This is a genomic window from Sphingomonas sp. 67-41 (genome assembly GCF_001899725.1).
Classification (GTDB): domain Bacteria; phylum Pseudomonadota; class Alphaproteobacteria; order Sphingomonadales; family Sphingomonadaceae; genus Sphingomonas; species Sphingomonas leidyi.
Genome location: NZ_MKWJ01000017.1, coordinates 77,108 through 89,850, shown reverse-complemented (window position 1 = coordinate 89,850; position 12,743 = coordinate 77,108). Strand labels below are relative to the sequence as shown.

12 protein-coding genes are annotated in these 12,743 nt (G+C 67.6%); all 12 read right to left on the bottom strand.

The genetic code is table 11. The annotated features are described in order from the left end of the window. Window positions 1-128: 128 nt before the first annotated feature. The 12 genes from BGP17_RS09120 to BGP17_RS09065 all read right to left on the bottom strand — a co-directional run bounded on the left by BGP17_RS09120 (window position 129) and on the right by BGP17_RS09065 (window position 12,696). Window positions 129-3,173, bottom strand: a complete 3,045-nt coding sequence (locus tag BGP17_RS09120) for a TonB-dependent receptor domain-containing protein (protein ID WP_286711754.1) — start codon at window positions 3,171-3,173, stop codon at window positions 129-131. Window positions 3,174-3,402: 229 nt separating this feature from the next. Continuing rightward, on the bottom strand, window positions 3,403-4,626 hold the full coding sequence (locus BGP17_RS09115; protein ID WP_286711753.1) for a serine hydrolase domain-containing protein: 1,224 nt from the start codon (window positions 4,624-4,626) through the stop codon (window positions 3,403-3,405). Window positions 4,627-4,636: 10 nt separating this feature from the next. Next, complete coding sequence (locus BGP17_RS09110) at window positions 4,637-5,785, bottom strand: serine hydrolase domain-containing protein (RefSeq protein ID WP_286711752.1); 1,149 nt, start codon at window positions 5,783-5,785, stop codon at window positions 4,637-4,639. Beyond that, window positions 5,785-6,339, bottom strand: coding sequence for a GNAT family N-acetyltransferase (locus tag BGP17_RS09105; RefSeq protein WP_286711751.1), 555 nt, complete (start codon window positions 6,337-6,339; stop codon window positions 5,785-5,787). The genes BGP17_RS09110 and BGP17_RS09105 overlap by 1 nt, the downstream gene beginning before the upstream one ends. Then, window positions 6,336-7,337 carry a polysaccharide deacetylase family protein gene (locus BGP17_RS09100; RefSeq protein ID WP_286711750.1) on the bottom strand — a complete coding sequence of 334 codons (1,002 nt, stop codon included), beginning with the start codon at window positions 7,335-7,337 and terminating at the stop codon, window positions 6,336-6,338. The genes BGP17_RS09105 and BGP17_RS09100 overlap by 4 nt, the downstream gene beginning before the upstream one ends. Before the next feature lie 99 nt (window positions 7,338-7,436). Beyond that, window positions 7,437-8,099: a TapB family protein gene (locus BGP17_RS09095; protein WP_286711749.1), complete on the bottom strand. Its 663-nt coding sequence runs from the start codon at window positions 8,097-8,099 to the stop codon at window positions 7,437-7,439. 22 nt (window positions 8,100-8,121) lie between these two features. Further along, window positions 8,122-8,547 carry a hypothetical protein gene (locus BGP17_RS09090; protein WP_286711748.1) on the bottom strand — a complete coding sequence of 142 codons (426 nt, stop codon included), beginning with the start codon at window positions 8,545-8,547 and terminating at the stop codon, window positions 8,122-8,124. 114 nt (window positions 8,548-8,661) lie between these two features. Beyond that, window positions 8,662-9,045: a hypothetical protein gene (locus BGP17_RS09085; RefSeq protein WP_167301101.1), complete on the bottom strand. Its 384-nt coding sequence runs from the start codon at window positions 9,043-9,045 to the stop codon at window positions 8,662-8,664. Window positions 9,046-9,101: 56 nt separating this feature from the next. Beyond that, window positions 9,102-10,439, bottom strand: coding sequence for a sensor histidine kinase (locus BGP17_RS09080; RefSeq protein WP_167301102.1), 1,338 nt, complete (start codon window positions 10,437-10,439; stop codon window positions 9,102-9,104). Beyond that, a complete protein-coding gene (locus BGP17_RS09075) occupies window positions 10,436-11,110 on the bottom strand; it encodes a response regulator (protein WP_167301103.1) in 675 nt (224 codons plus the stop codon). Before BGP17_RS09075 ends, BGP17_RS09080 begins: the two co-directional genes overlap by 4 nt. A 163-nt stretch (window positions 11,111-11,273) precedes the next feature. After that, window positions 11,274-11,882, bottom strand: coding sequence for an outer membrane protein (locus BGP17_RS09070; RefSeq protein WP_167301104.1), 609 nt, complete (start codon window positions 11,880-11,882; stop codon window positions 11,274-11,276). A gap of 115 nt (window positions 11,883-11,997) precedes the next feature. Next, a complete protein-coding gene (locus tag BGP17_RS09065) occupies window positions 11,998-12,696 on the bottom strand; it encodes a response regulator transcription factor (RefSeq protein ID WP_286711747.1) in 699 nt (232 codons plus the stop codon). Window positions 12,697-12,743 lie beyond the last annotated feature (47 nt).

Sequence of the window (12,743 nt, the reverse complement as noted above, 5' to 3'; positions counted from 1 at the left end):
CCTGTCAATATTCATTCATGAATCAATTAGTTTATACAAAGGAGGCGACCCGCGAGGGCCGCCTCAGGATCAAAGAGACGCTGCACGAAGTTGCAATCGGCCATCGCCTCGGGGCTCGTTCGACTGGATCAGAAGTCCACCTTCGCCCCGACGCGGAAATAGCGGCCCATGATGTTGGGACCGGCCCAGGCCGGGTTGTAGCCGAAGATGCTGTAGGCGGCGTTCGGATCGAAGGGCGGCTTGGTGTCGAGCAGGTTGAGCACGTTCAGCGACAGCGCGAAATTGTCGTTGATCCGGTGCTGGATCGTCAGGTCGACGTTCCAGATGTCCTTCGAGCGGCACTGCACCGGCGTGCCGTCGCCATAAGTCGCCGCGCCATGCTCCACGGCACTCGCGCAGTCGAACGGCGTCGCGCCCATATCGACCTGCGAGACGTGATAGCCGGCCGTGTAGTAGGCCGTCGCCGTCACGCTGGTGTCGCCGAGCTTGAGCGTGTTCTGCCAGCTGGCCCGCCAGCGCGGCGAACCCGAGCACGACGTGTTGTTGCAGGGGCTGAGCGTGCCCTCGTAGCGCTGCGGCGGCTGCGCCTCGCCGGTGATCGGATCGACCAGCGTGAGATGGTTCTTGTCGAGATACGATGCCTCGAACGCGCTGATCCAGCGCACGCCCTCGGCCAGCTTCAGGTTCGCGTTGAAGCCGGCATCGATACCCTGAACGACCTGGTTGTTGGCATTGGTATAGGACGCCTGGATGGTCCCGATATGCGGCAGCGCGTTCGGATTGGCCGGATCCACCGGACCGGGGCGGACAGTGAAGCCCGGAATGTTCACCACGCCGTTGTTGCGATAATAGGCGTCGAGCACCGGCGCCGTGTTGTTCACGCCGACGATCTGGTCCTTGACCTTGATCCGCCAGAAATCGAGCGTGAAGCTGAGGCCGCGGATCGGCTCGAAGATCAGGCCGGCGGTGATGCTCTCCGACTTCTCCGGACGCAGCGCGGGATTGCCCACATTGGTCAGGCCCAGGGAGAATTGCTGGGTCACATAGGCGTTGTTGCCATGCGCGGCGCAGAACGCCGCATAGGTCTGGCAGAAGGTGCCGCCGCCGCGCGTGACGAAGCCGGTGGTCGGCAGGCCGAAGGCCTCGTTGAAGCTCGGAATGCGGAAGCCCTTCGACCAGGTGCCGCGCACCGCAAGGGCACGGATCGGCGTGAACTTGGCGCCGACCTTGGGCGAGAAGTTCTTCTGCCCGGTCGAATAGGAGTCGTAGCGGCCCGAGAGGTTCAGCTCGATCTTGTCCAGCGCGCTCGCCTGGACTTCGCCAAAGGCCGAGAAGACCTTGCGGCTGCCCGAGGTGCCGACTGCGTTGATGTCGTAATAGCGCTCCCAGGGATGGGCATCGTTGCCCGGATTGGCGCTGGGCGCGATGATCGATTCATAGCGATAGGAAAGGCCGCCCGCCGCATCCACGCCGCCGCCCGGCAGGTCGATGACGTGCCGCGACAGGTTCGCCGTGGCCTGCCACAGGTCCGAGTTCGAGACCGTGCTCCTTTCCGGCGCGATATAGTCCCAGACGCTCTGCGGGTTCGCGGACGGATTGGTGAAGTTGAACGTGCCGCGGGCCAGCACGTCCATGATCCGCTGGGGGATCAGATAGTTGATCTGGGTGCGGGTGAGCTTCGAATTGGCGGCGACGAAGCTCGCCGAATAGTCGAAGCCGGCAATCTGGCCGGACAGCCCGATCGTGCCGCGCAGCGTACGGGAGATCGTGTCGTCGGCGCGCGGACGATCCGAGCGGAACAGGACCTGCGCGGTCTGGCCGGCGGCGGCATAGGGGTTCTGCGGGTTGAGCGTGCCGTTGGCGGCGGTGCAGCCGGTGTTCAGCCCGTTGGGCGTGCCGACGCCGCTCGCGCAGACATAGACCGGCATGATCACATAATAATTCCCCACGGTGGTGGGGTCCGGCATGAAATAGTTGAACTGCTTCGGTGTGGACGTCGCGTGGGTGGATGTCTTGTAATAGTTCGCCTGTGCGTAGAACTGGTGCGAGTCACCGATATTGGCGGTGAAGCGGCTCGACACGCCGAAGCGCTCCACGTCCGGCAGCAGCATCGCATAGTCCGTCGGATTGCCTTCGCAGACGATGCCGTTCGCGGGGGCCGTGGCCAGCTTCGCGATCTGGGCGGCGGTCAACTGGCGGCGCGTGGCCCGCCCGCAATCGACCGAATTGTTGAGATAGGCAAAACGCCCCGCACCGATCGCCGCGCCGGGAGTCGTCACCGGGCGAACCAGCGCGACATTGGGCGTGGCGATCATGCCGTTCACCGAACCGTCGACATTGATGCCGTTCCAGTTATTGTTCTTCATGCAGGCGCCGCCGGCATTGCAGATGCGGCTCCAGTCCGTCGTGTTGAACGGATAGCCGCGGTCTCGCGCCCAGAGCGGATTTTGCTTCAAATACTCGCCGCCGATGTAGAAGTTGAAGCCCTGGTCGTTGAGGTCGCCATAGCCCCAGGTCAGGTCGGCGCGTTGCTCGCCCGCGTCGCCGCGCTGCGAGATGCCGGCCGAGACATTGGCGTGCAGGCCCTTGATCTCCTTCTTCGTGATCACGTTGATCACGCCCGCGACGGCATCCGCGCCATAGGTGGAGGAAGCGCCGTCCTTCAGCACGTCGATGCGCTCGATGATCGCGTTGGGGATGGTATTCATGTCGACGAAGTTGCGCTGGCCGTCGTCCGCGAGCGGATAGGGCGCCATGCGCAGGCCGTCGAACAGCGTCAGCGTCGCCTGCACGGTGAGGCCGCGCAGCGAGATCGCGCTGGCACCCGCCGCGAAATTGGCGCTCGCGTTCCAGCCCTGGGTGATCGTGCCGGCATTGCCGGCCGACAGGCGCTGCACCGCCTCGGTGACGGTGTTGAGGCCGCGCTGCTCGAGCGTCTCGGCCGAGAGCACGGTGACCGGCGACGGCGTTTCCGTGTCGGTGCGCCGGATCAGCGAGCCGGTGACGACGATCTGGTCCCCGCTCTCCACCGTTGGCGCTTCGCCGGGATTGGCCTGGGTGCCGGGCCGGCCGGCGTCGGTTCGATCCTGCGCCAGGGCGACCGGCGCCTGGACGGTGGCGAGCACAAGCACCGAAAGCGCGGCCGTGGCGCGCAATGTGTTCCTGAAGTGCACGAAGTTACCCCTTTTTCAAGTCCGCGGCCCTTTGGGCCTGCCGATGGGCAACTATGGCGCACGATCCGTCCGCTGTGCGTAAGCACTTCGAAAGCAAAGCGTAAATTTTCTGAAAAGACATCGGTCGACGATGGCTTCGCATGGGCGCGCAGCATCGCCCGTCACCTCGCCCTCATGCCGGCGAGATGGCGCGACGGGTTCCGGGAACGCGCTCTATCCGGCGCCGCCGTCAGCCGGGTGAACCGCGGCCGGCACCGGCCTTCCGGGGCAAGGCTTCGAGGCGCCGTTGCAGCAGCTTCTCGACCAGTCCGCGATAATAGCCAGCGAGTTCCGGCTCGTCGCCGATGATCTCGAGGGCGCGGACGATCGGCACCCATCCGTTCGCGCCGTTGACGAAGATCGCCGCACCGGTGCGCCGATCGGGCGAGAAATAGACGAGATCGGTTTCGCCCTCGTCATTGCCCGTATGCTGGAGCACGGTGTGGCGGCCATAGCGCTGCACCTGCCACCCAAAGGCATAGCCATAGCGATCCGGGCAGCGCCGGGTGAAACGGGGTTCGCAACCATAGCGCGCGTCGCCGGCGAGCGGGGTCACGATCTTCTCGCGGATATCGCGCGTCCCCGATTCCGGCCACGATCCCGGCCGCGATGCGGCGATCAGGCGCTCGAGGAACGCGCCATAGGCGCCGGTCGTCGCGATCAGGTCATAGGCGGCCCCAAGCCCCGTCCCTTCCCGAAGCCCCGGATACAGCGATGCGAGATCGAGGAACCGGCCGTCCGCGCCCATGGGCAGCGCCAGGCGTCCCGCGGTCCAGTCCGGCAGCTCGCCCACCGCCATATGCGCGATGCCCCAGGGGCGCAGCACGGTTTCCGCGGCGAGCGCCCGCAAGGTCATGCCGGTCCTCGCCTGGGCGTAGCGGGCGGCGAGCTCGATCCCGGCGCCCGAATAGCGATAGCGCGTGCCGGGTTCCCAGTCGAAGGCGAGCCTGCCGTCGGGATAGTCGTCCGCCCAGTTGCGCAGGCCCGAGCGATGCGAGAGCAGTATGCGGGTGGTGAGCAGCTTGTAGCGCGGATCGCCGTCGAGGCCGGGCGAGCGAACATAGCCGGCGATCGGCTCGTCCAGATCGATCCGGCGCGCCGCCGCCAGCGCGAGCAGCGTCTCCGCCGTCACCGTCTTGGCGATCGACGCGGTGTTGAACGCCGTGCCCGCGCTGGTCGGCACGCCCGGCGCCTGCTCGCCATAATGGCCCGACCAGATCAGGCGGCCGTCGCGGATCACTGCGATGCCGATGCCCCCGATCTTCTCCGCCCGCACGATATCCGGCATCCACCGCTCCATCGCGGCATCGAGCTTGGCCGCGGCCGGAGTCACGTCCCTTGCCGCCACGGGCTGGGCGGCAAGACCGGCAATCGCAAGCGCGGGGATCATGCGCCTGGCCATCCAATGCTTCATATGCTGCGCCTCATCTTCCGGAATAGGGGCCGGACCGTGTGGCCGGCGGCGGCGCCTGCATCGCGGCCATCGTCGTCAGGCACAAGTCGAACATCCGCTCGCCGGCCTCTTCCGTGGCGATGTTGCTCATCGCCACCACGGCCCGGCCGGTTCCCGGCTCGACCATCATCCCGGTGGTGAACCCCACATCCTGCCCCATGTGAAAGGCGATGGCACGGCCCTCGACCGTCAGCAGGAACCAGCCCAGGCCGATCGCCGGCCGCCACTGCGCCCGGTCGGCCCGGTCGATGGCGGCGCTGGGCCGCAACATCGCCGCGATGCCGGCATCCGAGAGCAGCCGCGGCCCTCCCCTTCCCGGGGCCGCCGCCCAATGGCGCGCCCAGCGCAGCATGTCGGGCGCATCCGCATAGAGCGTCGAGCTGCCCGCATGCACACGGTTATAGGGGAAGACCGCGCTCACCCGCACCTGCCCGCCTTCCGGCATGTGCGGCGCCGCGAGGTGGCGGCGATCGACTTCGGAGAGCAGCAGCGTGCTGTGCCGCATGCCGAGCGGCGCCAGCACGTGCCGGCGCACATAACGCTCGAACGGCATGCCGCTTGCCTTGGCGACGACATCGCCGAGCACGTCATAGGCAAGGTTGCTGTACTGCACCGCCGCCCCGGGATCGTTCACCAGCTTCAGCCCGGCCAGGCCGCGCACCCAGCGCTCGAGCGCCGCGTCGGAGGTCTGCGGGTGCTCCCATTCATAATCCTCGACATCGGGCAGCCCCGACGTGTGATTGAGCATCTGCCGGATCGTAACCCGCGCGAAGCGGGGATCGGCCAGACGGAAATAGGGCAGATAGCGGGTCGGCGACGCATCCAGATCGAGGCGCCCCCGCTCGGCGAGCTGCAGGATCGCCGCGGCGACCAGCGGCTTGGTCACCGAGGCCATGTGGAAGATCGTGCGCCGGTCGACCGGCGCGCCGGTAGCAAGGCTGGCGGTGCCTGCCGCGGCGACGCGCGGATGGCCATCGCCCTCGCTCCAGCCGATCACCACGCCCGGCGCACCGGTAGCGCGGAGATAGGCCGCAGCGGCGTCGCGGTGCTGCGCCAGGGAGGTGGTCGCGGTGCAGCCGGCCGTCAGCAGCAGCAATCCGGACAGCAGCATGCGAAGCATCAGGCCAGCCGCTGCACCACGAAGAATGCGTCGCGTTCCAGCAGCAGGTCGACGCTGTCGCACCATTCCGCGCCGACGAGCAGGCTCCGCTCGCGCCGGCCGGTCTCGCGGAATCCGAGCCGGTCCAGCAAGCGCAGGCACGCGGCGTTGCGCGGATCGACATCGGCCGTCACGGCCGGCAGTCCGTGGACCTCGAATCCGTGCGCCAGCACCGCGCCGAGCGCCTCGGTCGCGAAACCGCGGCCCCAGCTTCGCGGGTGCAGGATCAGCCCGATCTCGGGGAAACGATAGAAGCCGGCCTTGCCGATCACCGCGCCTTCATGCTCGACGATGAAGTCCTCGCCCTCGCCGGGCTGGATGGCGAGCATCGCCGCCAGCCATTCCTCCGACTCGCCGATGCCGGAATGGGGCGGATGCGACCAATAGGCCGTCGCCACGGGATCGCTCAGTATCGCATGCAGCGCGGCCAGGTCTTCGGCGCGCGCCGGCCGCAGCGTCAGCCGGGCGGTATGGAGCGAACCGGCCTGGCTCGATCGTGCATCTTGAACCGTCACTTGCCCTCCGCGTAGCGCGCCACCCATTCGGGCGGCTCCTGCTCCTTGCTGCCATCGACCTTCACCTGGCGCTCCTTCGCCCAGCGATACCCCCACATCGGGCCATATTTCGTCGCGATCCGCGGCGCTTCCCGATAGGCGGGGTCCGACTGCGCCTCGTCCAGCGAGACGAAGCGATAGTTCTGCTGGCGGATCAGGCGCAACAGCCGGTCCATGGTCGCCGCGTTCAGCCGGTTCAGGTGCAGCAGCAGGATCGCGGGCGGTTCATATCCCAGCGCGGCGCGATCGAGCGCGGCATAATAGGCGATCTGCGTCCGGCTGTGCGCGAGATAGGCTTCCTCGATCCGCCGGCGCATCCAGTCGTCCGCGCCCTTGAGCGCGCGCTCATAGGCCTGGTCGAACACATAGTCGGACGTGTCGATCGTCGCCGCCGCCAGCCGGTAGCCATGGCGTGCCAGCAGCGCTTCCGCGGCCTGCCGCTTCTCCGCCGTGTCGCCGACATGATTATAGGGGAATCGGAAGAACCGGAGCTTGCGGCCCGCCGCCTCGACCATCGGCCGGATCGTCGCCTCGCCGCCAATCACTTCGCGGCCGATGCCGTCGATGTCCAGGCCGTTGCTGTCGGCATGGCTGGCACCGTGGTTGCCGAGTTCCAGCAGGCCCTGGTTCCACTCGCGGAGCAATGCGGGGCCCACGTCGCCCAGCGCACGCACATGCTGCTCCGTGACGAAGCCGGTCGCGGGCACGCGCTGCCGCTTCAGCGCCGCCACGATGGCGCGATTGGCGTCGGCCGCCGCGCGATTCCCGCCGGCTTCCCCCTGCGCCGATGCATGGACATAGGGCAGGTCATCGAAGGTGATCGCCACTCGGCGCTCGGCGGCCGGCACGGCGGCTTCCGCCTGCGCCTGGGCCAGCGCCGGATGCGCCCCGACCAGCAGCAGTATCGCCGCCACTGCGCCGCCTCCCCGGCGCGGCAGGTACCACAGGCCCGTCTTCATCGATGCACCCCCTTCATCGTCATCCATTCCCGCGCGCGCCGGCCGGCACCGCCGTCCGGAACCAGGATTGCGTGAACATTGCGCCGGCGTCGTCGCGGTTCAATTCAGGAAGCGAACCGTGGACCGCTCGACCGTCCTGCCCTTCTCCTCGGCCTCGGTGCGCATCACGCCCAGCCCGGGCACGAAGAACTCCACAAGCTCGTACCGCATCGGGATCGCGATGCCGATGACGCGGAAGGACACGTTGAGCGTCGAGCGAATGACGAACGCCTGCTTGCGTCCCTGCGGCGTGTCGACCGCCTCGGACGCACGCACCCGGCGATCCGCGAGGCTGAACCTGACCTTCATGGCCTTGCCCCTGGTCTCTCCGTCCAGATCGAAGTCCACCCGCGATTCGAGCGCGTCGCCCACCCGCATGTCGCCGGGGTAGCGGAGCAGGATGGGGCGGCGCGACGACAGAGCCTCCTTCTGGCTGGGCAGGCTGCCGGTGAGGTCGAGCAGCAGGTCGCCATTTTCGCAGCGCGCCTCGCTGGTGGTGGCGGGCTCCCGGGTGTCGAGGCTGCGGGTGGTGAGCTGGGCCGTGGCCGATCGCGGTGTGACCTGCCCCGCGCGCACGGTCATCAGCTTGCGGTTCTTGACCGATCCTTGCGCATCCAGGGTGACCGTCTCGATCCTGCGGCCATCGGCGAAGTAATAATAGCCGGCGCAATCCACGGGGCCGGCAGCCGCGCTCAGCGCCGCGGCCAGAATCAGGAAGGGCATTGCAGCCTCCGTCTCGTCGGTGTCACGTGCAGGGGTAGCTGCGGCCGTCGCGATCGCGATATGTGTCGCTGCGCTCGTCGTAATTGCCATAGCGTTCGATGCAGTAACGCTGGCGCTCGCGAGCCTTTTTCTTCTTGCTGTCGCTGGCAAGCGCGACGATCAGCCCACCGACCAGCGCGGTTCCGATGACGCCGGTGACCACGCCCTTGGCCCGGGCATCGTCGCGCCGCTTGCGTTCCGCCTCGCGCCGCCAGCGATCCTCGCGCTCGCGTTCCCACCGCCCCTGATCCCGTTCGCACCGGATCCGGTCGCGCCCCTCGCGCCAGTCGCAACGCGGCCGGTCCCAACCGCCATCGCCCTGCCAGTCGCCGCGGCGCTCTTCCTGCGCACCTGCCGGCAGCCCGGCGGCGGGCATGGCAGCCGCCAGATAGGCGGCCGCGCCAAACATCAGGGCCGTTCGGCCAAGTCTCGCCACCATGGCATTCACTCCTCGACACGCACCCTTGCCGGGCGCGGGTCGAGTAAAGCCGATCGACATTGCGTCAGTCTGGCGCGGGCCGGGTCAGCAGCCGAGCTCGGGGTTCAGGTAGCTGTCGATCCGCCAGCCTCGGGAGGTCCGGTTGGCATAGAAGGTATAGAAGCAGCGCTTCTGCTCGGTGGTCGTCGGCGAATATTCGGTTCGCCGCCGTCCCCGCTCGTACGTGGTCGTCTCGGCGCCGCCGCTGGTGGTCGTCTCGACTTCCATCCACTGATAGGCGCGGCGCCCGTCGGGAAGATCGCGCACGTCTACCGGTGGGCCATAGCGCGCCATGACCGCCTCGGGCGGGCGGCCGATATAGCCGCGCATGATGTCCGCCGAGCATCCTTGCAGCGCCATCGCCAATGCCAGCCAGCCGGCCCCATGCGCGGCCTGCCGCGGGGCAGGGACGAAGAAACGAAACGGCATGCGCAATCTCCGGAAGCTCGATCACTCGCCTCCGGGTCTTCCGTCCGAAGCTTGCGTCAACCTTGCGTGCTCTCGACGAATTCGAGCCGCATGATCGTGCCGCCGGCCGGCGCTTCCAGCGCATGGGCCGTGCCGCCATGCAGCGTCATGACCTGGCGGATGAGATTGAGGCCCAGGCCGGAGCCGGTTTCGCGCGCGCGCAGCCTGTGGAAGGGGTCGAACACCCGGTCACGCTCCTCGACGGGAATGCCCGGGCCATCGTCCTCAACTTCAATGGCCTCCCCCTGGACGCGCAGGATCACGTTCCGTCCGCCATGATCGACTGCGTTCTGGATTAGATTCGCCAGCATGCGCTCGATAGCGGCGGGATCCCCCCGCACCGGCCTGCCGCCCAGATCGGCAACCTCCAGATCGCCGCCCCCGGTGATCACCAGCGGCGCGATATCGGCGGCGACGCCGCGCGCGATCTGGCCCAGGTCCACTCCCTCGCGAAGGGGAGCGAAGCGTTCCAGCCGTTGCAGATCGAGCAGTTGTTCGGCCAGCGTCGCCAGGCGGGCGACGTCGCGCTGCAGCCGCGAGACCAGGGGGACATCGGCCGAAGCCTCGATCTTGGCCTGCAATATCGCAATGGGCGTGCGCAGTTCGTGCGCCGCATCGACGATGAAGCGCTGCTGCCGGTCATAGCCTTCGTCGAGCCGGCAGAGCGCGCCGTTCATCGACTCGATCAGCGGCACGACTTCCGCCGGAAGCCCCTCCGGCGACAGCCTGGTGCCCCGCCGATCAATGTCTATCCGCCCCGCTTGCCTGGCGGCGATGGAAAGGCGGCGAAAGGCGCGCCGGATGATCAGCGGCGTGACGACGATCGTGATCACCGCCAACAGGCTGAGCACGGGGATCATCATCAGGTTCGACAGGAAGAGCACGACGAAGGTCATGCTGAACAGCCCACCCTTGCCGAGCACGGTGAACGCGCCGGCGGGCCCGGACGCGCGACGCACCACGGCGATGTCGCGAAACGGCGGAGACGTGTCCCGGATATCGGCGAAGGTGATGCGATCGAGATTGTGCGCGATCGGCCGGTAGAGCGCGGGCATCTTGCCGAACGCGATCAGTTCCCCGCGATCGCTCCGCGCCACGAACCACATGTCCGGCGTGCTCGCCCGCAAGGCCTCGAGGTCCCGTGTCTTCACCAGGCGAAGCTGGCCGTCGGCGTCGCGCCGGATCGCCCGCACCGCCACTTCGGCGAAGTTGGAATCGATCAGCGCGCCGCCGTCGTCGGCGCGGATGAGATAGGCTACGAACGCCGCGCTGAAGACCAGCAGGATCGAGATCTGGAAGGCGAGCAGCCGGACGACGAGCTGACGCTTGAGCGGCACCGGCCGCGACGCGCTCATGGGCAATGGCGCAGCAGATAGCCGACGCCGCGGATGGTATGGATCTGAACCTCCGCATCGGCTTCCGAAAGCCGCCGGCGCAGGCGCGAGATGTGCGAATCGAGCGTGTTCGACTGGATCTCGTCGTCGAAGCCGTAGACGGCATCCTCGAGCGCGGTGCGCAGCACCGTTCGCCCCCGCCGCCGCATCAGCGCGGCGAGCACCCGCAATTCACGACGCGGCAGATCGAGCCGCTCGCCGCGTACCAGCGCCTCGTCATGCGCCATGTCGTAGACCAGTTCGCCCACCTGCACTTCGTTGAGCGGCAACGCGGCCGGCCGCCGCCGGATCGCGCGGATGCGGGCAAGGAGTTCCTCCATCGCGAACGGCTTGGCAAGATAATCGTCGGCGCCGAGATCCAGGCCCGAGACGCGATCCTCGACCTCGGCGCGGGCGGTTATCACGATCACCGGAACGCCGGGAATCCATTGCCTGAGTTCCGCGATCGCCTCGACGCCGTCCCCGTCGGGCAACGCGCGATCGAGCAGGACGACATCGCTGTTGGCGAGCCGCGCCGCTTCGCGCAGGTCGGCGAGGCCAGCGACATGATCGACGACATAGCCTTCGCGTTCCAGGACCGTCCGCATCGCGCTCGCCAACTCGGCTTCGTCCTCGACCAGCAATATACGCACTACGCCTCTTCCTGCCGCTGCCTGGTCCGCCGGCGATGCGCCGGTTTGCCATCGAAGCCCCCAGGCGCCAAGCGCCAGACGGGGTGAGGACGGACGGCCGACAAGACCGCCCGTCCTCGGGTTGAGAACGGACGGTCTCTCCTCCGTCCGCCCTCGGGGCAAGTTAGAAGCCGACCGATAGACCCAGTCGGACATTCGAGGCTGTCAGCCCATCCCGATAATTCGCACGACTATATTCCGCGCGTGCATACATTCCCGGCGAGATCCCGGCCTCGATGCCGGCCCCCCACAGAAAGCCCTTCTCGGTCCCGCTGGTGCGGAGATCCTTGAGATTGGTCGCCCGGAAATCGGTCGTTTCGCGCACGCGCAGCCAGCTATAGCCGGCGCGGCCGTACAGCAGGACATTCGGCGCCGGCAGGATGCCCGCGCGGCCGGAGGCGTCCCAGGTCCAGCCCGGCTTCAACGCATAGTCGCCCGTGGGGCTCGCGGCGGTCAGGGTCTTGCCGCCCCTGCCGATCCCGGCCTCGGCACCGATCACCAGCAGGTCGCCGAGCTGCGCATCATAGCCGACATGGCCGCGATAGCCGATGCCGCCCTTGCTCTGGTCGATGCGCGAAGCGATCCGCGGCAGCGAATAGTCGCCATCATGCCAGCGATAGTCGATCGAAACGCCGACCTTGACGCCGCCAAACGTCGCATCGCCTCCCGATTGCGCGAAGGCGGTCCCGGGGATTGCCGCCAAGACGCCGATCAGTACACAGATACGCTTCATCGAATTTTCCCTCCGGTCTCACAGGAACCGCCTCTTCCGGCGGCTCCGCATCCGGTTGGGCGGGGAACCTTGCATCAGCATTGCGCCGCGGGATCCGGCGGCAGCAACCGCCGCGCTATCCCTCCATCCGCAACCGATATCCGACGCCCCGGACCGTCTCGATGCCGATGTTGCGGCCGGTCGCGCGATCGAGCTTCAATCGCAGGTTGCTCACATGGACGTCGATGCTCCGGTCATAAGGGTGGCGGGAGCGCCCCAGTGCCGCCAGGCACAGCGCATCCCTGGTGGAAACCGTGTCGCCGCCGTGCATCAGCAATTCGAGCAGATTGAATTCGGTCACGGTCAGGGCGACCTGCTGGTCGCCCCACGACGTGGTGCGGCGCGCCTTGTCGAGGCGCAGCCGGCCGGCCGAAATCATGGGCTGGGCCGGCAGGTCGCGGGTGCGGCGCAACACGGCGCGAAGACGGGCGAGGAGTTCGCGCGGGAAGCAGGGCTTCGCCAGATAGTCGTCGGCGCCCAGCTCGAGACCGATGACCCGCTCGACATCGTCATCGCCTCGCGCAGTCAGCATCACGACGGCCACGGTGCTGCGGGCCCGGACGCGGCGGAGCACTTCGATGCCATCGATCCCGGGCAGCATCACGTCGAGGAGCACGAGGGCGAACCTGCCGGACAAGGCGAGATCGACGCCCTCCTCCCCCGTCGCGCTGGCCGTCACCCGAAAGCCCTGGGGAAGCAGATAGTCGCCCATCAGGGCGCCCAGCTGAACATCATCGTCGATGAGCAGTATCTCGATCACGTCGGCACGGCACATATCGGAAGCCCCTCGCAAGGAAGGGTCAGGCAGCCGCGAAGCGCGCG